Source organism: Bacillus cereus group sp. BfR-BA-01524, assembly GCF_022662595.1.
In the GTDB taxonomy this organism is placed as follows: domain Bacteria; phylum Bacillota; class Bacilli; order Bacillales; family Bacillaceae_G; genus Bacillus_A; species Bacillus_A thuringiensis_S.
Map to the genome: position 1 here is coordinate 1 of NZ_JAKUDW010000091.1, position 21183 is coordinate 21183.

Below are 21183 nucleotides of genomic sequence, written 5' to 3' on the forward strand. Positions count from 1 at the left end.
GTCACTTTACTTGAACCATCATGCAATTCACTTGATCCGTCGTGTAGTTTACTTGCCCCTTCTGCTCCATCTGCTAATCCTTTTGAGACGTCTTTAATAGAATCAAACATTTTCTCTGCATATGTTTTCGTTAACGTACTTGCTACTTCACCTTTAATTTTTTCAATGGCTGTTCCTCCAATTTGTGAAGATAAGAAGTTTAAACTTTCGTTTGGAATGTATTCTAAGTTTAATCGCTTTGGATTGTCTTTTAATAACGTTGTAGCGTTACTTGAGAAGTCATCTGGAATGCGCACTAACATGTAATACTTTCTACCTTCCATTCCTTTCTTTGCTTCTTTTTCACTTACGAACTCCCATTTAAAACTTTTATTATCTTTTAAATTATCAACGAGCCCTTTTCCAACCTCAATTGGTTTTCCATCAAATAGTGCGCCTTTATCTAAATTGACTACTGCAACGGGTAAGTCATCTAACTGTTTATACGGGTCCCAAAAGGCCCACAAAAACATCCCTGCATATAAAATCGGTACAAATAAAACCGCGATAATTGGAATTAATATTTTTTTACTTTTTATAATTTCCGTGAACTCTTTACGAAGTAACTGATTCCCTTTCATAATTTCTCCCCCTTTTATAAAATGACCAAAACGTTCATTTAGTCATTTTCACCCAAACAAAAAGGCTATACTTGTTCATACATATGCCTTATCCCCGAATTTATTACTATGCAACTTTTCCTCATTTTGATTATAGTTTTTCTATATCCCCCCTTAACTTAAATGTATGACCATATTGTTCGATTGGTCATTTTTTATAAAATTAAAAGGATTATCTTAGTTTGACAATCCTTTTAGTAAATAAAGTTCAAATAACTCTGCAATTTTTTCTTTTTCTAGCGGTTCGTGATTTTTTTCCCAATCAAAAATAAGTGATACATATAGACGAAGCATAATAAATGCTGTAATTTCTGGATCACATTTGCTAATTTCACCTTTTTCAATCGCAATCTTTAAATACGATTGAATAACAGAAACGATTTCCACATCAACTTGTTGCATAACTTCTTGTACTTCTTTCGTTCCCATATCGCGCTCTTCTTGAATTAATTTAATCATGAGCTGATGTTCTTTTCTAAATTCCAAGATGCTATATAATGCTCTATGTACATTTTCAAAAAATGAAACATCTGAACGAATTGCGCTTTCTGCAACTTGCTTCATTTCTGTAATTAAATTAGAAATAATTTCACCAAATAGCTCTTCTTTATTTTTGAAAAAAGTATAAATCGTTCCTTTTCCTACATTCGCTAACTTCGCTACTTGATCCATCGTTGTTGCTTTATAACCGAACGCTGAAAAAGACTTTGTTGCAGCTTCAATAATAGAACGTTTTCGATCTATCGCCACATTGTCACCTCCAAAAATGACCAATTGGATAATATAGTCAATCAGTACATCTTTGATATTACCACACGCTTACATTCTATACAAGTTCTCTTTTTATTATTTCCAGTATAAAAGATTTCAGTCAAGTTATATCATACTGTCCATAGTGTATCAGAAGAAAAGAGAAAAGGAAAAGGTGTTCTTGATATATATATCTTAAGAACACCTTTTTATTATTTCAACATAGAAAGCATAACCTTCTCTAACTCTTCTTTATTTACATTCTTATCAAATACTGCTTCTCCTTGCTTCTCTAAACTATGATTAATAATGACAATTTGATACGCACTATTTTTCCCTTTTGCAGGAACAATCATCTTCATACCTTGTAAATTACTATCCGAGTTATGAGTCGCATAGAATATTTGATTACCTTCTAATTCGTACTGTTCAATATTTTCTTCTACAACAAATAAAGCATGGAACGGATCTTTACTTTCTCCAAATACTTGTGATTGATAAGTTGTATAGTTTCCTTTTCCGTTTGTATATTCTAATTCAATAATTAATTCAGGTCTTCTCTTAATAAAATAACCTACCTTTTCATCTTTCAGATTGTATCCTTCAATTGTGTAAGTTGGCTTCTTAATTTGAAAATCCACATGTTGCTGTGCTTCCTTTACCGTGTAATTTAAAGATTCGTATACTTTGTCATCAAATGGTTTTGACTGATCATAAAGCGCATATAATTTGTCACGATCGGCTTTTGTTAAACGCTCTTCTCTAAAGAATACTGACTCGTAGTCAGGATCTCTCGGAGCACCTTTTTTCTGTATATTAATAATTTCTTTAGATAATTTTATGTACTGCTGGAACTCATCTTTTGTTAAAGATTTTTCAGCTAAATATAAATAATCTGTCTTTTGTTCATATACTCTTGCTGAATAATGATATTCTTTTTTCGCATTTTCTTCTGTACCAAACAGCATATCTACAGCATTTTGGAAAGCATCCTTTGACTGCTCTACTTTATCCTCTTGCTTTTCTTTTCCTTCCGTTGCACGTGCGTTGAATAAAGAGAGGGATGCTATAGCAACTATGACAATAACTCCAAGTAAAGAAAGACGATACGATTTCTTTTGGAATTTTTTAATCATAATGATTCTCCTTTTTAGTGTTCGTTTATTTCTACTTAAATTTGCTAGGCTTGGCACTTGATAGGAATAGTGTTCTAGAAGGGTAATAATTGTATGACCGTATGCAATTTGTTCCTCTTTATCTATAAAAGTAAGTGCATATGCATCACAGGCTAATTCTTGATCTTCTCGCATACAAAAATAGGCGTACCAAAGAATTGGATTGAACCAATTTAATAGGATTAAACTGTACATAATCCAATTTACAGCTACGTCGTTTCTCTTAATATGAGCTAACTCATGGTAAAAGACATATTGTAATTGTTGCTCATTTAATACTTTCATATGTTTTTTTGATAGTAATACTTTTGGGCGGAAGAAACTAAACACAGTTGGACTTGCAATTTTTCCTGCTAAACGTAAGGAAACTGCCTTCTTCACTTTCATAGACTGCTTACAGCGATCAAACACTGTAATGACCTGTTCATCCGTAATATCCGGTTGTTTCTTTATGTACGAATATAACCGTCTATTTGTAAGAAACGTGATAGCTGCTAATATGATTACCCCAGCTAGCCACACATACAAAGCAAGTTTGTATAAAGAAAATGTAGTCTGTTTTTCCGAACTGACTTCTACTTCCGGTTCGCTAGTTTTTGTCACCATTTTAGGATTTGATTCCAATTCCACTTTACGGTCGCTTTCTATGTTCACTATATTCTCAGTAGCCGGCATATTTTTTGGAATAACTTCCGATACACTAGAACTATAGGAAAGTAATGAGTAAATGCTATAAGAGCTATCTGGCGACCACGGTAAAAGGAGTCTTACCATTAATACGATCCACAGCATATATTGCCACCGGGGTGTTAATTTATTTCTAAATAGAACTTTTATACATAAAATAAATCCAACTAATATGCTAGCCATAAGTGAAGTTTCTATAAGCCAATCAAAAAAATGAGGAAGGTATACATTTATAAGCGTGTTTATCATTTTTATCGATCCTTCCTCTTATTCTCCTCTGTCTTCTCATCTAAAATGCGTTTTAATTCATTAATATCTTCTGAAGATAATTTCTCCTCTTTTAAGAAATTAACAAGTAATGGTTTAAACGCTGCACCGCAAAAACGCTTTAGTAAAGATTTCGTTTCCACTTGCAAATAATTATCTTGTGATACTAACGGATAATAAGCATACATTCGCCCTTTATCTTGATGGTAAGAAACGGCTTCCTTTTGTACTAATCGATTAATTAATGTGCGGATTGTTTTCGGTTTCCAGTCCATTGCATCTTCCAGTTCTTCTATAATTTCATTCGCTGTTTGTGGAGAACTCGACCAAAGTACTTTCATAATTTCTAATTCCGCTTCAGATATTTTAGGTAATTGATTTGTCATCGTATGTTTCACTCCTAAGTATTACATTTGTAATCTATACTTAAGATTACAAATGTAATACTTAATTGTCAACCATATTTTAGAAAAATTAATTTCAGCTAAACCTTACTTCACAACAACAAAATTCCTCTTTTTCAAATAATCAAATAAAAAAACAAGAAAATCTTTACAATTAATAGTAATATAGAAAATAGACAAGTTTATCAAAACAGTGGAGGCTTTTTCAGTCATGATGCGTGCACTTCGTTTAAATATAAAGCAAGCTTTTTGTAGTCGTATTTCTTTCATTATGATGCTTAGTGGATTCGTTCTTATTTGCATTTATCACTATTATTATGTAATTCGTTATTTAGGAAACGCAGCAAATGGTCCTATATCAACAGATTTAAAATGGATTGGATTTCGCGACAATGAAATGGATGTTTATTTATTATTAATGCCAGTTATTGCGAGTTTCCCCTTTAGTACAAGTTACAATTCGGATAAGTCCGATGGTTTTAAACCGTTTGTGAGTAAGGGGATTTCTATATTTCCTTATTCAGTAGCGAAATATATCGTTACGTTTTTTTGCGGAGGATTTCTTTATACACTTCCATTCATCTTATCGTTATTATTTTGCAAATTAACCATTCCAGACGGAACACCTACGGTTGGTTCAGGCATCATAAATGCTGATGGAATGTTTGCAAACCTATATTTTGATGCGCCTCTCACTTACATTGCTGTATATATCGGAATTAATTTTTTATTTGCAGGTTTAATGGCCCTTTTAGGACTTGCTGCATCTGTATGGTCACAAAAAGACTATATGGCAATTCTCTTTCCATTTGCAGCCGCCTCCATTCCTTACGTCCTGCTAAATACAATACTTCCTTCAATAGGCGGAGCACCTTTTCATTTATATGATCCGAAACAGCCATTGCAAGGCATGTCACCATATATTTTAATGACGCAATGTGCTTTCTTCCTTTTCGTTAGCTTACTTATGTATATACAAGGAGTAAAGCGGGATAGAAAAAAATATAAAAGAAGACTGCAAAGAAGAGAGCGGTGTAGAAAAGCGTTTCAAACAATTTCAGACTAAATGATAATAAGAGCGTAATCCCCTAAGTTAACATAGAGAATTACGCTCTTATTATCATTACTCATATAATCATCCTCCCCTTTACGGTGTACCTGCCAATCCCCATAAGATAACGAACACCACAAAATAAATTGCTTTAATACCTACCACTGAACATAATAAAATAATTGCATATTTACTTAATTCTCTTCTTGCACCTATTAAAGTAAAAATAACCGCCAAACTAAATGTTATATAAGAAGCTGTTATATTAATTAAGTTATACGTAATATCTAGATTGCTTGTAAGTCCTGTTACATCAGCTACAAACTGAAGCATGACGATCGTACTAAAAAAAATTGCAAGCTGATTCATTAACTTTCCATTTATTTGTAACTGCATTGATGTCCTCCTTCTGAAAAAACTAAATTTTCAATCAATTTTATCATTAGATTACAAAAAAAGGAATCATCTCTTTATACTATTCTATAACGATGCAAAAAAAGAACGCTTAGTCACCTAAGCGTTCCTTTCTTTAAGAAGCTTTCTTCAAATCAATTTGAGCAAGTACTGGGTCATGGTCGCTTACACGTCCGTGCTCTTTCATTATGTTTGAGTTTAAGTGCACTGGATCTACAATTGTGTGCGGTGCGATGTTGTTTGTTACTAAAATATGATCTAACACTTGTGCATTTCCTTCGTGAATGTAAGTGTAACGATTCTCTTTCGGCACTGTGTTTAACATATCTTTTAAGATTGTTCCCTCTAGTGTTTTTAGTGGTTTAGAGAATTCGAAATCGTTCATATCACCTAACACAACAACTGGTGCATTCGTATTCTTTTTCTGAATTCCTTGCACGAAATGATTTACTTCTTGTGCTAACTGAATTCGTTTATCTTCACTTTTTAATACGAGCGGCTGCACTTTTCCAAATGGCGTTGCATCTCCTAGTTTTGAGTTTAAGTGATTTGCAACGACAACAATGTTTTGTCCTTGGAACGTAAATTCTGCCGCTAACGGTTTACGTGTACTTTCAAATAATGGATTTTCGTTCCCAATACGAACAACATTTTTATCAAGTAACTTCGGTACCGTCGCTAATTTCACGCGTGATGGATTATAGAAGAAGCCGACGCGAATATTCGCTCCTGGTGCTCCTCCATCTTGATTATTGTTTGGAGCGATTTCTACATACTCATACTTCGGTCCACGAATTTCTAGAACTGCATCAATGATACGTTTTGCGCTTAATGACGCATCTGTTGTACCGTCATTAATTGATCCGTTATTATCTTGCATTTCCTCTACACCGATAATATCTGGCATTTTTAAGTTGTATTTAATAGAATACGCTAACGCTTTTACCTTTTCATCTGTTGTTTCTTTTTTATTCGCTGAGAAGTTTTCAATGTTATATGTAGCAACCGTTAACTTATCAAGACGTGGCTGAATATTTGCCCCTACTTGCTTAAATCCACCATCCACTACAGCCGGCAATTCTGTTATTGGCGAAATACGGAAAGAACCGTAATCATATCCTACTACCCCTGTTATATCTCCAGTGAAAGTATCTCCTACTTTTGCTACATAATCGCGAGATACTTTTACAGAAAGACGCTCTGGGTTTAATTGATTTTCATCTAATAGAGGTGTGCCATATTGTGTTACTATTTTATCTCCACCATTTTTTACTGTTACATATAAATTTCCGTTTTTCTGAGGTGTAATAATTTTTGGTGTTGGCATCGTAACACGCATACCTTCTATACTTTCATAGAAGTCGATTGCATCTTCATTTGGATCAAATAAACCAAATGCATCATTATCAATAATCTGGTCCGGGATTTTCACACCGTTTTCCCCAAGTACAATCGGTGCCGGCAAAGATTGATCTTTTGCGATTACAGCAACGCGACTCGCCTTAATTTCTGTCGTCGTTAAGTCTGTTTCAAATCGCTCTGCATATCCTGGTCCAACATATTCTTCTACTACTCCATCAACTTGAATTAGATCTCCTACTGCTACATTCGCATCTTTTTTATATACGTAAATACCTTCTGAAGTAGCTGGATCATTATCTGGCTGATTATCTTCTATATAAAAGCCGTTTTTATCAAGCGCTGTGACAACGCCTTCCACATTGTTTACTTTCTTCCCGTTGTAAGGAGACATATGTGATTTTCCTTGAATGTCATGAATACGAACTGGTTCATTATTTACGATAATAAATGAAAATGTCGAAATTGCTGAAGAAGTAAGTCCTTCTTTTTCCGCGATTGCTTTCACTACACTATTGTCACTCACTATAATTTGTCCATTATAACGAACACTTTTATTAGTAGGATTAGAGCCATCTAACGTATAGTAGATTGTTGCGCCTTCTGTATTCGTCGTTAATGTTACCGCTGTTCCTTTAGCAACTTCTCCGCCGTTCGGCGAAGCTACTACATCGCTAACACGATTTTGTCCTTCACCTTGAAACTTATAAGCTGTTACTGATTTTAGACCTGGGTTACTAAAATATAATTCAAGAGTCCCAGTCAAACTAACTTTCTTCCCGATATTTTCAGGGTGATCTTTTACATTCACTGCCGTTCTCACATCACCTTTTGGCAACTGAACGGGCATGATTTTGTCTGGATTCGTTTCGTTTGGCGAATCTGCAATTGCTACGTTTGTATCATCAAACTTAGCTGGATCCTTCGTATATTTAGAAGAACTTTGCGTATATCCAACAATATATCCTTCCACAATCCCCTTCGTTTTCCCTTGCTGCTTAAATACTTGAATTGCTTTTTCTACTGACATAGAAGCAGTTTCTTCTGCTTGCGCTAAAGTTCCAGTAAATGAAAGCAATAGCAAAAATGATAAAAAGACGCTTAACAATTTCTTCACAGCCATTTTCCTCTCCCTATTTCATATTTTCTCAGCATTTCTATCATAACAAATGATTCGTTATATAGAACTATATTTCGACAAATTTTACAAAAGATTTATTTAATTTACAAGCTTTCAAACTATAATACAAAATAATAATTTTACACCTTCTACAAATGCACTCTATAATGTTAGGGAGAGAAAACAGAAAATATCGAAATTTGATTGGCATGTAAAATGGATTCATTTGAATAGGAGTGATTGGATGGAAGTGCAAACAGAAACATACCGCGCAGCTATGAATGGAACATTAGAACGTCATTTTTCAGATATGATTGCTGTTATACCAACTAGAATTACAATTGAGCAGTTAAAACACCGACTAGAAACTATTGCTACTAAAGTTGATGAGTTAAAAATTGTTTATAGTGATAAGACAAGCCTTATTGTTGAATTACATATGGGTGAAACAGTCCTACCGTATGAACTGCATATTGATGAGGCGAACGACCCAGAAGAATATAAAATGTACAATAGACAAGATTCTACAATTGTAGATCGTAATTTTGAAGATGCGGCTTTCGGCACTGAAATTTTCACTCGTACGCTATTTGTAGGCGATGTACTGGACTGCTTTTTCCAGCAGTTACAGTTTTTATGGAATCTCGCCCCAGATTTGTTATTTGTAATCGATTCAAGTGCAGCAATGAAAGTGATATCTAGAAGCTATATTGAATATCACGTTGAAAATGAATTATTACCTGACATTCCTGACTTGTACGTTATTCATTCTGTTTATGAAGACGATAAAGATGATGAGCCTACGCAATATTGGTTTCATACACATGGTCTTTTAAGAGCAGGCGTAACTGAAATAGAGTTAATTATTCCAAATCGCATTTCTTCCTACTACGGCATTGACGATCTCTTTCAAACATTTGCTAATAATGCCGTTGAGAATGGACAAGTCCCTATGAATGAGCCTATCGTTATCGCGCATAGTCAGCAAGGTTCTATACATACAGTCGCTGTTCCGTGGGAAAAAGGATTATCTTATATAGGGCATAAAACGAGTATGGACCAATTATCTTCAATCGAGGATGAAGAAGTGAAACTACAACCAATAGATGCACAAAATACATTCTTAGGTGGAATGGATGCCCGAGATAAATACCATCAATCTCCATCCGTTCTCTTATTCAAATTTAATACTTCAGAAGAATATATTGAAAGTTTTTTCAAAGAACACGAGGAAGCTACAGGGCTCATGTTCTATAAAACAAATAGTGAAACGGCTCGTATGGCTTACAATGCGAAAAATACTTTCGGGTATTTCAGCAACATTTTTAACATTGAACAATCAAATGAAGATTTTCGTTTCCTTGCTAAGTTTGGTGTCTCCTACGAAGAAGGAAAAAGTGAACATATGTGGTTTGAAATGCAAAACATTACGGAAGATTTCATTCAAGGAATACTCATTAATGAACCATATTTTATAGAAGATATGAGTGAAGGAAATAGTTATCATTTAGATTTTTATAACTTAACAGATTGGGTTATTTATGCAGGAGATGCCGTTATAAAGCCAAATAACTTATATATGTTTATTGTGCGATTAATTCAGCATCTATTACTTTCTCCAAATGAGATAATACACGCTTTGCAGCTTCCTCACCTTGATTAATACAATCTGGAAGTCCAGCACCAGCATAAGAACTACCTGCCAAGTATATACCAGGCAACTCTTTCTCCATAAATGTTGTGAGCTTTTTCATTCGCTCGTTATGGCCTACAGTATATTGAGGCATCGCTTCTTTCCAGCGACTTACGATTGTAAACTCTGGATCCTCTGTAATATCCATCGTCTTTCGTAAATCTTCTAGTACGAGCTGAACGAGTTCTTCTTCAGTTTGTTCTACAACCGCTTCATCACCAGCACGCCCGACGTAGCAACGAAGGAGTGTCTTTCCTTCTGGCGTTGTATGTGGCCATTTTTTATGCGTCCACGTACATGCTGTAATCGTGTAATCACTATTTCGTGATACGACAAATCCTGTACCATTAATATCGCGCTGGATTGCGGACTTTGGGAAAGCAAGTGCGACATTGGCAACGGATGTGGCTGGAATGTTACGGAAGAAACGAAACTGCTTGTACTGAGCAAACATGGACGGCAATACTTTATGCGAAGTTGCCACTACGATGGCGTCCGCTTCTATTTCTTTTCCGTTACTAAGAGTAATCGTATAACCATCACCCTGTTTTGCAACTTTTTCAATGCGAGTTCCCTTTATTATCGTACCTTCATGCATCTTTGCTTCGAGAGATTCTACGATAGATTCTAAACCTGTTTTCACTGTTTGGAAGATTCCTTTTTTCGGTTCAGCTTTCTCTTCTTTCGGAGCGAGCGTACGCATACCGAGTGAAATACTGCGATGTTTCTGCTCAAGCTGATACATTTGCGGGAATGTTGACATTAAGCTCATTTCATCAATATCCCCTGCATAAATACCCGATAGTAACGGTTCTATTAAGTTTTCAACCACTTCGTTTCCGAGGCGATGTCTGAAAAATTGTCCGAGTGATTGGTCAGATACTGGCTTTGACCTCGGCATTAATAGATCAAAACCAGCTCTTAATTTACCAATTGGGGAGAACAGCCCGGAAAATAGAAACGGCGTAATTTGCGTTGGAATTCCCATCATTGATCCGCTCGGCATTTTATGTAACCGATTGTTTACGAGGATAAATGATTGACCGGCTTGATTATTTACAAGTTCATCGCCAAGACCTAATTCTTTCACTAATCTAGCTGCACTTTCTTTTCGTGCTAAGAAAGAATCCGGTCCGCGTTCAATTGTAAATCCATCTTTTCGAACGGTTTGAATTTTTCCGCCAAGTTTACCCGATGCTTCTATAAGTAATGTATCAATCGGCAAGTTTTTTTCATGAATATTTTTTTGTAAGTTATGCACTGCTGTTAATCCAGTGATGCCTCCGCCGACGATCACAACTTTTTTCCTCAAGCAGGCTCCCCCTTTCTTCTTACAGTACAGATTCTTTTTTCTTTAATACAACATCTGTTAAGCAATCAATAAATGCGTCCGATGCATTTGGCATTTCTGGACGATAATATTTCGCGCCAATTTCATCTGTTACAACTTTACACTCAAAGTCATTGTCATATAAAACTTCTAAATGTTCCGCAACAAATCCAACTGGTGCATATACGAATGAAGTATAACCGTGCTTTTCATTTAGTTCTCTCGTTAAATCTTGTACATCTGGACCAATCCAAGGATCTGGTGTGTTTCCTGCACTTTGCCAGCCTACCGCATAGTTTGCTACTTCAGCGCCACGCGCGATGTAATCAGCTGTTTCATTTAATTGATCTGGATATGGATCGCCCATTGCAATAATTTTCTCTGGTAGGCTGTGTGCAGATACGATTAGTACTGCTTTTTCACGCTCTGCGTCTGACATGCCGTTATATATACCTTTCACTGCATCAACCCAGTACTGGATGAATTTCGGCTCTTTATACCAGCTATCAATGCCGTGAATTGTTAAGTTTCCAAGTTTCTCAGCTTCTTCTTGTGCTCGTCCAACGTATGATTTCACGCTAAACGTAGAATAGTGAGGTGCAAGAACAAGTGCGATTGCATCTTGTATTCCGTCGTTATGCATATCTTTCACCGCATCTTCAATAAACGGTTCGATATGTTTTAAGCCAAGATACATATGGTACTCTACTTCATCTTGCACTTCATTTAAACGCTTCTCTAACTTCTTAGCTTGCTCTAATGTAATAGTAGCTAAAGGAGAAATACCACCAATTGCACGGTAACGCTCTGTTAAATCTTCCAGCATTTCAGGACTTGGCTTTCTTCCTCTACGAATATGTGTATAGTAACGTTCAATATCTTCTTCTTTATATGGCGTTCCGTATGCCATTACAAGCAAACCAATTTTCTTTTTCATACAGCAATTCTCCTTTACTTCGCTAACTGCCCTTTAGAATATTCATGAATAAATGTAGTTAAACGTTTTAATGTATCTGGATTTACTTCTGGGAATACACCGTGACCTAAGTTAAAGATATAACCCGGCTGTTTCATCCCTTGATCTAAAATACCTTTTACATGTTCTTCAATAACAGACCATGGCGCAAGTAAGAATGAAGGGTCCATATTACCTTGGACCGCCTTATGAACGCCACGTGCACGTGCTTCCTCAATCGGTAAGCGCCAGTCTAAGCCGACTACATCAAGCGGTAAGTCGTGCCACTCATTCACTAAGTGTGCAGCTCCTACGCCGTGCATAATCATCGGTACACCCATCTTACGAACTTCTGCAAAAATACGCTCCATTGCTGGTTTAATAAATACGCGATAATCTGCTACATTTACTGTTCCAACCCAAGAATCGAAAATTTGAACTGCTTTTGCTCCTGCATTAATTTGCGCCTTTAAATATGTAATAACCATATCTGCTAGTTTATCCATTAAAGCGAACCAAGCTTTTGGCTCTGCATACATGAACGCTTTCGTATTATGGTAGTTACGAGATGGACCGCCTTCAATCATATAGCTCGCTAATGTAAATGGAGCTCCTGAAAAACCGATTAACGGTACGTCTAACATTTCTGTCGTTAATAAACGAATTGTATCTAGTATGTACGGTACGTCATCTTCTGGATTGATTTCCCCTAGTTTTTCTACGTCTTGTAAAGAACGGATTGGATTATCAATAACTGGGCCAATACCTGATTTAATTTCTACATCCACACCAATTGCAGGTAGTGGTGACATAATATCTTTATAAAGAATTGCTGCATCTACGTTATATTGATCAACCGGCAATTTTGTAACGTAAGCACATAACTCTGGATTGTGTGTAATTTCAAATAAAGAATACTTTTCTTTAATCTTTCTATATTCCGGCTGTGAACGACCTGCTTGACGCATATACCATGCTGGTACATAATCGGTACGTTCCCCCCTACATGCTTTTAAAAATGTCTCATTTATAGTTCTTACCAAGACCCTTGCTCCCTTCCTTACCAATGCTTCGAATACGTTCGATATTTATCTTTTTTTACTATACAGCTTGTAAAAACAAAATGCATAATATTATGTACGTTGTTCATTAAATTGACACAAACATTCGTAAAAACGCTTACTATTTTCACAACATTCTTATTATAACACAGAGAAAAACTATGGTTTAGCTACTTTTGACTTTTCTCCTTCGCGATTCGTTTGTGTATTATATGGTACAACGTAAAAGCTCGGTTTTGAAAATATGTTAACGAACTTTTCCTCATATTCTCCAGCACCGTTTACAGTGCTAACATGCGTATGAATTCCGTTCTCCACTCTATAGATTCGGTACATAATTCTGTTATCTGGAAGTGGCGTCCAGCTTAATTTTGTTTTAAATAAACCGAAAGGACTAAATGATAGTTTCATTTTTACATCTTCAATTCTTCGTAGCCGAATCGGAGCACCGATTGTTTCCACACCTTCAGGTTTCATAAACTTCTCTTTATGCTCTACATTAGCCTTCGTTAAAATTTTCTTAAATAATTTTGTCGCAGATGCACTTTCTCCTTGCAACTGATGCTCCTTATCCGTACGGTCATAACCAATCCAAACAGCGCCTACTAAGTTCGGTGTATAGCCGACGAACCACATATCTCTTGCTCCCTTATCGTCATTTGGCAATGAAGTTGTACCTGTTTTCCCAGCTAACGCACCGTTATATACACCAACTCTCGCTGTTCCTTCCTTCACAACTCCTTCTAACATTTTCGTCATATACCATGCTGTCTGCTTCGAGAAGATTTTCGTCTCTACTTTTGGCGATTCCCCAATGATTGCACCGTGTCTATTTAATACTTTATCAATAACGTGCGGCTCAATAATATTTCCATTTGCTAAAAATGAACGATACATTTTTACAAGATCAAATGTTGAAACGCCATTTTTTAATCCCCCAAGCGCTGTACTTAAACCAGCATCTGCAATATGGACATTTCCTTTTTCTAAATATTGCTTTCCTTCTTCTACCCCTAACTCATTTAATAGAGAAACTGCCGGTACGTTTGCCGACTCTAAAATCGCATCATACATCGTCATTTCTTTTGAATACTCATGATTATAATTTCGAGGTTCATACCCTTCAAAAGAATTTCTTTCATTTGTTAATAAAGAATACGGATTATACTTTCTCGTTTCTAGTGCTGGTGCATAAACGATAAGTGGTTTTAAAACAGATCCAGGCTGCCTTTTGGCAAAAACACGATTAAATCCTCTCGGGACGTACTTTCTTCCCCCAATCGCCGCTTTAATCCCTCCCGTACGATTATCCATTAATAAAAATGCACCTTGCGCCCCCTCTTCTTTCCCAGGGAAATTCCTTGCATCTTGAAACTGGTTATACGCTACCTTTTGAATTTTTTCATCCATTGGTACGACAAACGTATATCCCCCTCGGAGTACCTCTTGATGAGATAACCCGTATAAACGCGCTGCTTCATCTATGACCATATCAATATACGGCATATATGCAAGCTCATTCTCATCTAAGTTTTTATATAGAGCAATTGTCTTCCCTTGATAACGAACACTTTCTTCTGCAGTCAAATAGCCTTGTTTATGCATAAGTGACAACACGAGATCGCGGCGTTCCTTACTCTTCTCTGCAGAGTAGTACGGTGAATATCCGTTTGGTGACTTCGGAAGACCTGCAAGCATTGCCCCTTCCTCTACTGTTAAATCCTCAACATTTTTATTAAAATACAACTTTGCTGCCGCTTGAATACCGTAAGCCCCATGACCAAAATAAATATGATTCATATACATTTCAAGAATTTGTTGCTTCGTATATTTTTGCTCTAATTGAAGAGAAATTGCGACTTCCTTCAATTTGCGCGTAAATGTTTTTTCACGAGTTAAAAAGACATTTTTAGCGAGCTGCTGCGTAATGGTACTACCGCCCTCTACCTTTTCTCCAGCTAACGTATCTTTATAAAGAGCACGGAATATAGACGGATAATCAATTCCTTGATGCTCATAAAAACGAGAATCTTCCACCGCAACAAACGCTTGCTGCACATACTTCGGAATTTGCTCGACTGGTACGAGTTCCCTGTTTTCTACGTATAATTTCGTAATTTCTTTTCCTTTCTGGTCAACAATACGTGATGAAGAGTGGAAAACGAGCTGCTTTTCATCCATCATATAGCCACCAGCTAACACGATAAGTTTATAGAGTACAATTGCTACTACAAACGTTGCGACGCCGCCTAATAAAGTCCACTTTACTTTCTTCATACATCGTCCTTCTTTCCAAATGATGGTACATTTATTATTTGAAAAAGAAGTATCTTTATGTATATAATCTTCGAAGTTTTTTAAGAGAGTTGATATAATAGAAACAAACTATTAAGGGGGCATTAAAATGAAGGCTATTATTTCATACGAAACACCTCTAGAACAATCACATTTCACTGCAAAAAATGATGAGAAAAATATGTTTTATAAAGAAAATACAGAAGAATCTGTAGAAGGCTCACTTCAGTATGACGTACTAGATGCTGTCGGTGAATTTAAAGGACAACCTGGCTATATCGTTTGTAACAACATTTCTGTCACAGACGAAGGTCGCCCAGTATTTGAAAACCGCTTTAAAAACCGCGCAGGCCTTATTGAAAACGAACCAGGATTCCAAGCGATCCGTGTTCTACGCCCATTAAGTAACGATACATATGTCATCTTAACAATGTGGGAAACAGAGCAAAACTTTAAAGACTGGACAGAATCACGTTCATTCGAAAACGCTCATAAAAAACGCCCTGCACAAGCAGAAGGACAAGCACAGGCGCATCCACATGCTGAACAGCAAAAGAGTATTTTCTCTCGTCCGTCGTTCGTGACTACTTTTGATGTGTTAGTTTAATTAGAAAGTAATACAACACTATCAGTACGTGAAATTATATTAACGATTTTTCGAATATATCTATCACATCTTGAAATATATCAACGATTCGACTAAAGATATCCATTTAATAACAAAAAGGAAACACCACTACACATCGGTGTTTCCTTTTTCTTTGTACCAATTATATATACGAAGTGTGTCCTCTTTTCGCATGTGCTTCACTTTATAACGATGCCCCGCTACCGATACGACAGCTGTGCATAACTCGTCTTTCTTTTGAAAATACGATTGATTGTACCCCACTGCTTGAACATGTCTTCTACGCATGATTCCTGTATATTTCGCAAGACCTCTGTATACCATTGTTAATTGGTTTTCTTTCATCATATAACCGCCGCTAGTATAACGAGCGTATGCGAGTATTGTAAATGCGATACATAGCGGGATAAGAGTGAACAATGCAATATGCTGTTTAAAATATATACTTGCACCGGCAATTGGCACAGCGAGCACAGCACTTGTAATCCAGCCCATGATGATGTAACGGCGCAATGCCGCTTTCGGTAAATGAACGATTTCCTCCTCCATTTCATACGGCAACTGTAAATATGCGAGTAACTGCTGCACATTTTTTTTCTTCATAAAAGGATGTAGCATCACTTCATTCCCAGAGGATTTTATACTTTGAATGACTTCTACTTCGACAGAACAATACCCGATAGGCTGGCGAAGTATTCCTTCTTTCACAGTAATTGCTTGAATGCGGTGTAATTTTAACACAAACTCTTTCTTATCAAATAACCCTTGTACGATTCGAATTTCATTTCCGTTTCGCTCAATTTTAAAGTTTGCATATTTTAACGCATAGCCCGCTGTTGAAATAATCCAAGAAATTGCCATTAAAATTGCGGCCATAACGATTAATTCATATACACCGTTATCCATCACATACGCTTCCACTTTATTGATGAGCCATTCTGGTAGAAATTGATTAAACTCTGTGTAAAGGATTACTAACATAGAAAACACTAATCCAAATCTACCAGATGTAATAGATGCGAATAAAATTTCTTTCGCTGTTAACTGATAAACTGTCTTACTACCTTCTCCCGCAGGCACCTCTTCAGCCACAACGCTTCTTTCTTTATGTAATAAAGCAATTAGTCCCTTCGCTTCATCTTCTTTAATACCAGCTAACATCACTTCTGGCTCACTACCGCCGCCTGCAACTTCTATATTTAATTTTGTAAGTCCAAGTATTTGATAAATGATGTTAGAAGATGTACTAACATTTTGCACACGTTCTTTATTTAAGTAGCTTTCTTTCTTAACAAACACACCATGCTTTATATGTAAAATATTATTTTCAACCCAATACACCTTGAAATACCATTTTATAGCTGAGAAAATAGCCATAATAAATAATAAGGCCAAGAGAACAAGATGAAATAAATACCAAGGTTCCACTTCACCATCTGAGCGAAATAAAACAAGCAAAATAAAAGGCAACAAACTCGCAACCCTAATACCTAACAATATCGTAATCGGATGTTGCCTCTTATACATCCTCATCACTCACTTTCGCAAGTTCTCCAATTTGTCTTTTCAGCTGTTCTGCTTCTTCTTTCGTTAAACCTGGGATACTATGAGAAGTTGCGGCTGTTGAAATGTGTAATTCTGCTAAATTATACTTTCTCATAATCGGCCCTTGCTCAATCGTTACGTGCTGCACACGGATTATCGGAATAAGTACGCGTTTTACAACGAACATTCCCTTTTGAATCTCAATCTCTTCTTCATTTAATCTGTAACTATAATAGCGCTGACGTAAATTTGGAAATACAAAATAATCAAGTGGAATAAATATAATGGCTCCTGTTACTAATAGTCCAAACAACCAGCCCCACCAGTTAAAGTTAATCATAAAAAAGAAATACGCAATTACGACTGTTAGTATAACTGCCGCCCCAATTAAAGCGTGAATCCTCCACACTTTCAGCATATTAGAATGAATCTCCCTTTCTAACGGCTGCATCTCATCACTCCAATTCTATGAATTTATTACTTATATATTATCAAAAAATAAGGTTTTATATACATTTTTGTAAATTTATAGTCAAATAAATATAAGTGAATCAAAAGCATGTTAAAAAACATATATTATAAATATGAATTATATTAGACCAAATAAACCCTGCATGATTCATGCAAGGTTTATCGTTTTATACACAATATATTTCATTATTGTTGAGATATACTAGCATCGCTTTCAATTCGCTTTTCTTTTTGGCTCAGTTTTTTATCTTTAGATTTTTTTAATGTTAAAGTCATGCCAATAAAAATAAATAGAATTCCTGTTATTTGCATTAAAGTTGGACGGAATCCAGTAAGTACAGTATCTAATAATATTGCCACTGCCGGATCTAAAAAAACTAATATTGAGATTGTTTTTGTAGACAAATGGCGTAAACTATCAAAAAACAGATAATACACTATCCCTGTGTGAATAAAACCAGTAGCTATAATATATGTCCAATTACTTTGAGTGAGGCCACTAAAAGCATCTAAATCTATAAATGGTATTAAAAGAAATATCCCCAAGAATGTTTGTAAAAATGTCATTGCATACGCACTCATTTTGTTAATCCCTTTACCAAATAAAGTTGTAAATGCATAAAAGAGAGCTGCAAGAAATCCCCATATCATACCTGAAGACATTAATGAACCGAAAGAGAAGCTTCCATCGATACCAGCAATTAATAAAGCTCCCACAAAACACACAACTATTGAAATGATAGATATTAATGTTAATTTTTCTTTAAAGACGATACTTCCAATTAACAGTACAATTACTGGTGCAAGATGATAAACTGAGATAGCAATTGTAACTGACATATTTTCAAAGGCTTTAAATAAGAAAACCCAATTAAATACTAAGAAAAAGCCACATATTAAAACTTGAATAACTTCTTTTCGTTCCCATTTATCTTGTTTATATTGCCCTGTAAGCAGCCAGCATACACTTAAAAATATTGTCGCAAAAATACACCTTACAAACACTAATTCAAACGAAGGTAAGTTTGTTTGAACAGAAAAAAATCCAACTGATCCAAAGATAACCATTGATGCTATCATCTTTAAGGCCGGTACCGTTTTCTCTTGCTTAAAACTTTTTTGAAGCAAATTAATCCCCCTCCAATAAAAAAATCTGTTTATAGTGAGAAAAACACCAGCCTAAAAAAGGACAGGTGCTTTTCCTCAAAAACACTCAACTACAAGTTTTTCCCAGCAGTCCAACCACCATCAATTACAAAATTAGAACCAGTAATAAAGCGTGCCTGATCAGAAATCAAGTACTCAATACATGAAACAATATCCTGCGGCAACCCCCAAGTATCTAAAGATTGATTACTTTTTATCATAGACATCAATGCTTTATTACTAAAGTATTCTTCTGTAAGTTCAGTTCTAATAACACCGGGAGAAATGCTATTTACTCTTATATTTTGCTTCCCAAATTCCATAGCCATCTGTTTAGTCAATCCGATTAAGGCATGCTTTGATGCCACATAAGCAGCTCGCTCTGGTTCAGCCATTAATCCAGAAACCGATGCTATATTCACAATACAACCTTTTATTTTCGATTCACACCATCGCTTAGCTACTTCCCTAGAAAGGATAAATGGGGCTACTAAATTTACATCAATTACTTTTTTAAACATATCATCGGATAAATGTAAAACAGGTGTTATCTCTCGAATACCAGCTGCATTTATTAATATATCAGGAGAAAGCTTTTCTAAATCTAATTGAGTAAAAAGATTATGAATCGCTTCGCTATTACTTAAATCAATTTGCACTACTTTCAAAGGCATATCTGTTTTCATATAATCTATTAAGTTATTATTATTAATATCAAGAGCTATTACATGAAATGATTTTTCTAAAAAGTATTTTATACAAGCATGACCTATACCGCTATTGGCTCCAGAAATCATAATTATTTTATTCTCTCTCATTTTGTCTCCTTATAAGAAAATGTTACTAATAAAATATCACGAAAAGCCTCCGTACTACATTCTGTTCCAAGTGGCGTTACGGCATGGAAGACCTTTTGTCCAAATACTAAAGTTTCTAAAGGCTCCTTCAAACTTATAAACTGATTAATTTCCCGAGGAGAATTAGCTATTAAATTATCTCCGCCGATAGCTGTATTACTTAAATTCATAAGGTGTAAAAATACTACTGGTTCATCATCTTTATGTAACCAAATAGGTGAACTAAAAGATGGTCTTTCTTTAGTAGCTTTATATCTTACTTGATGTAAGCCTATAATTAAATCTTTACTTTTATCTATTATATTTGTTTTAAATGCAAACTCAGTATCGAAACGCACGATATTTTGAATTAAAGGATTACATAAAAAGCTATCATTTATGCTATTGAACTGTCTAACTTTCCCGCCATCATCATAGTTATATTCTTTAGATTGGAAGTAATCATTACTATTATCTAAAATATAATCTGGTGAATCAACATACTTTATATACCTTGAATAAGATCTAGCACGGCATTCACCGTACGCATCATCTTCCAAATTATAATAATCTAACTGTGCTTGTGTTAATAAACTATGATTCTCTTCCTCTTGTAAAAAGATTTCATTTGAGATTTCAAGAAACCCTTTAGATTCAAATTCATGTACCTTTTCTTCTATGCTAAAGCCACTCATTTTACTAAGAACAAACGTCATTATAAAAACCTCCACACTATTGTATTTTTCTTTCTCACCCTATGTTAGAAATGCAATAAGTAACCGAGATTCTTGCTTAATAAAATTAAAAATTATGATATTCAATTAATACACAAAATGAAATATATGTAATCCATTAAAACTATTTCTTAAGCAATATTATATATCCTTTTGGACATTATTTCTAATTATCTGAAGATTTATCAACATTAGTCTTAATATTCGGAACTAAAGAAATAACTTTTTCAGGAAGATAAAACTGCGAGTATTGCAATTATTTATGTATATAACTTTTTTTAAAATTATATTTTAAATATAGCTAGTTTTTTATAATTTTTTTGATATAATTACATACGGGAAACGGGAAGAATTTTGTCTTCCCATGTGTTTTTATTTGCATCTAGTTCTTTTGCTAGATGCTTTTTTTATGCTAAAAAAGGTATCCTCAAATACTTTGAGGATACCTTTTCACTTTTATTATCTCTGCTGTTTTCTACCTAATACGAATAATCCAAAACTCATCATTACAAGAAGTGCTCCCATATATGGTTCCACAGGCATTTTCTGCCCTGTCTTCGGTAATTCTTTTTCCGGTTTTTTTGAATTCGGTGTTCCAGGTTT

Annotated in this window: 18 protein-coding genes and 1 pseudogene; 3 read left to right on the forward strand and 16 right to left on the reverse strand. The window is 35.2% G+C overall.

Translation table 11 applies throughout. The annotated features are described in order from the left end of the window. From MR170_RS24170 to MR170_RS24185, 4 genes are all read right to left on the reverse strand, one after another. Positions 1-620: YhgE/Pip domain-containing protein (locus MR170_RS24170; RefSeq protein ID WP_242309631.1), on the reverse strand; the 620-nt coding region annotated here is incomplete at its 3' end. A gap of 216 nt (positions 621-836) precedes the next feature. After that, complete coding sequence (locus tag MR170_RS24175) at positions 837-1409, reverse strand: TetR/AcrR family transcriptional regulator (protein WP_000963381.1); 573 nt, start codon at positions 1407-1409, stop codon at positions 837-839. Between the two features lie 212 nt (positions 1410-1621). Beyond that, positions 1622-3520 (reverse strand): M56 family metallopeptidase, encoded by a 1899-nt coding sequence (locus tag MR170_RS24180; RefSeq protein WP_242309633.1) that lies wholly within the window; start codon positions 3518-3520, stop codon positions 1622-1624. 2 nt (positions 3521-3522) lie between these two features. Next, the gene (locus MR170_RS24185; protein ID WP_000184509.1) at positions 3523-3924 is read right to left on the reverse strand and encodes a BlaI/MecI/CopY family transcriptional regulator; all 402 of its coding nucleotides are present in this window, start codon (positions 3922-3924) and stop codon (positions 3523-3525) included. 229 nt (positions 3925-4153) lie between these two features. On the opposite strand from MR170_RS24185, the gene MR170_RS24190 reads away from it, so the two are divergent. Next, positions 4154-5008 (forward strand): hypothetical protein, encoded by an 855-nt coding sequence (locus MR170_RS24190; RefSeq protein WP_029442080.1) that lies wholly within the window; start codon positions 4154-4156, stop codon positions 5006-5008. 81 nt (positions 5009-5089) lie between these two features. On the opposite strand, the gene MR170_RS24195 is transcribed toward MR170_RS24190, so the two are convergent. Next, positions 5090-5389, reverse strand: coding sequence for a hypothetical protein (locus MR170_RS24195; protein WP_016082574.1), 300 nt, complete (start codon positions 5387-5389; stop codon positions 5090-5092). Positions 5390-5522: 133 nt separating this feature from the next. Further along, the gene (locus MR170_RS24200) at positions 5523-7889 is read right to left on the reverse strand and encodes a DUF6359 domain-containing protein (RefSeq protein WP_242309635.1); all 2367 of its coding nucleotides are present in this window, start codon (positions 7887-7889) and stop codon (positions 5523-5525) included. A 241-nt stretch (positions 7890-8130) separates the two neighbouring features. Here MR170_RS24200 and MR170_RS24205 point away from each other — a divergent pair. Beyond that, a pseudogene (locus MR170_RS24205) lies at positions 8131-9474 on the forward strand (DUF4026 domain-containing protein); the annotation flags it as partial. Here the strand turns inward: MR170_RS24205 and hemY are convergent. The 4 genes from hemY to MR170_RS24225 all read right to left on the reverse strand — a co-directional run bounded on the left by hemY (position 9470) and on the right by MR170_RS24225 (position 15202). Continuing rightward, positions 9470-10891, reverse strand: coding sequence for a protoporphyrinogen oxidase (gene hemY, locus MR170_RS24210; RefSeq protein ID WP_242309637.1), 1422 nt, complete (start codon positions 10889-10891; stop codon positions 9470-9472). The pseudogene MR170_RS24205 and the gene hemY sit on opposite strands and share 5 nt — an antisense overlap. A gap of 19 nt (positions 10892-10910) precedes the next feature. Then, a complete protein-coding gene (gene hemH, locus MR170_RS24215) occupies positions 10911-11846 on the reverse strand; it encodes a ferrochelatase (RefSeq protein ID WP_000726775.1) in 936 nt (311 codons plus the stop codon). 14 nt (positions 11847-11860) lie between these two features. Further along, positions 11861-12907: a uroporphyrinogen decarboxylase gene (hemE, locus tag MR170_RS24220; protein WP_000252605.1), complete on the reverse strand. Its 1047-nt coding sequence runs from the start codon at positions 12905-12907 to the stop codon at positions 11861-11863. A gap of 177 nt (positions 12908-13084) precedes the next feature. Then, positions 13085-15202 (reverse strand): transglycosylase domain-containing protein, encoded by a 2118-nt coding sequence (locus MR170_RS24225; RefSeq protein WP_242309639.1) that lies wholly within the window; start codon positions 15200-15202, stop codon positions 13085-13087. Positions 15203-15329: 127 nt separating this feature from the next. Between MR170_RS24225 and hmoB the strand changes: the two genes are divergently transcribed. Next, positions 15330-15827, forward strand: coding sequence for a heme-degrading monooxygenase HmoB (hmoB, locus tag MR170_RS24230; protein ID WP_000644094.1), 498 nt, complete (start codon positions 15330-15332; stop codon positions 15825-15827). 129 nt (positions 15828-15956) lie between these two features. Here hmoB and MR170_RS24235 read toward each other — a convergent pair whose 3' ends face one another. From MR170_RS24235 to MR170_RS32320, 6 genes are all read right to left on the reverse strand, one after another. Further along, the gene (locus tag MR170_RS24235; protein ID WP_242309641.1) at positions 15957-17375 is read right to left on the reverse strand and encodes a PH domain-containing protein; all 1419 of its coding nucleotides are present in this window, start codon (positions 17373-17375) and stop codon (positions 15957-15959) included. After that, entirely contained in the window at positions 17368-17844 is a 477-nt protein-coding gene (locus MR170_RS24240; protein WP_016082581.1) for a PH domain-containing protein, read from the reverse strand. Before MR170_RS24240 ends, MR170_RS24235 begins: the two co-directional genes overlap by 8 nt. A 206-nt stretch (positions 17845-18050) precedes the next feature. Then, positions 18051-18992 carry a DMT family transporter gene (locus MR170_RS24245; protein WP_000939632.1) on the reverse strand — a complete coding sequence of 314 codons (942 nt, stop codon included), beginning with the start codon at positions 18990-18992 and terminating at the stop codon, positions 18051-18053. Positions 18993-19081: 89 nt separating this feature from the next. After that, complete coding sequence (locus MR170_RS24250) at positions 19082-19828, reverse strand: SDR family NAD(P)-dependent oxidoreductase (protein ID WP_001208940.1); 747 nt, start codon at positions 19826-19828, stop codon at positions 19082-19084. Continuing rightward, the gene (locus MR170_RS24255; RefSeq protein ID WP_016082583.1) at positions 19825-20562 is read right to left on the reverse strand and encodes a 2OG-Fe dioxygenase family protein; all 738 of its coding nucleotides are present in this window, start codon (positions 20560-20562) and stop codon (positions 19825-19827) included. The genes MR170_RS24250 and MR170_RS24255 overlap by 4 nt, the downstream gene beginning before the upstream one ends. Before the next feature lie 477 nt (positions 20563-21039). Then, the coding region (locus tag MR170_RS32320; RefSeq protein ID WP_276575662.1) for an LPXTG cell wall anchor domain-containing protein at positions 21040-21183 on the reverse strand (144 nt) is incomplete at its 5' end.

Coding starts and splice junctions, on each gene's coding strand:
- MR170_RS24180 (WP_242309633.1), bottom strand. CDS start 3,520: ATGATAAACACGCTTATAAATGTATACCTTCCTCATTTTTTTGATTGG.
- MR170_RS24185 (WP_000184509.1), bottom strand. CDS start 3,924: ATGACAAATCAATTACCTAAAATATCTGAAGCGGAATTAGAAATTATG.
- MR170_RS24190 (WP_029442080.1), top strand. CDS start 4,154: ATGATGCGTGCACTTCGTTTAAATATAAAGCAAGCTTTTTGTAGTCGT.
- MR170_RS24195 (WP_016082574.1), bottom strand. CDS start 5,389: ATGCAGTTACAAATAAATGGAAAGTTAATGAATCAGCTTGCAATTTTT.
- MR170_RS24200 (WP_242309635.1), bottom strand. CDS start 7,889: ATGGCTGTGAAGAAATTGTTAAGCGTCTTTTTATCATTTTTGCTATTG.
- hemH (WP_000726775.1), bottom strand. CDS start 11,846: ATGAAAAAGAAAATTGGTTTGCTTGTAATGGCATACGGAACGCCATAT.
- MR170_RS24225 (WP_242309639.1), bottom strand. CDS start 15,202: ATGAAGAAAGTAAAGTGGACTTTATTAGGCGGCGTCGCAACGTTTGTA.
- hmoB (WP_000644094.1), top strand. CDS start 15,330: ATGAAGGCTATTATTTCATACGAAACACCTCTAGAACAATCACATTTC.
- MR170_RS24235 (WP_242309641.1), bottom strand. CDS start 17,375: ATGTATAAGAGGCAACATCCGATTACGATATTGTTAGGTATTAGGGTT.
- MR170_RS24240 (WP_016082581.1), bottom strand. CDS start 17,844: ATGCAGCCGTTAGAAAGGGAGATTCATTCTAATATGCTGAAAGTGTGG.
- MR170_RS24250 (WP_001208940.1), bottom strand. CDS start 19,828: ATGAGAGAGAATAAAATAATTATGATTTCTGGAGCCAATAGCGGTATA.
- MR170_RS24255 (WP_016082583.1), bottom strand. CDS start 20,562: ATGACGTTTGTTCTTAGTAAAATGAGTGGCTTTAGCATAGAAGAAAAG.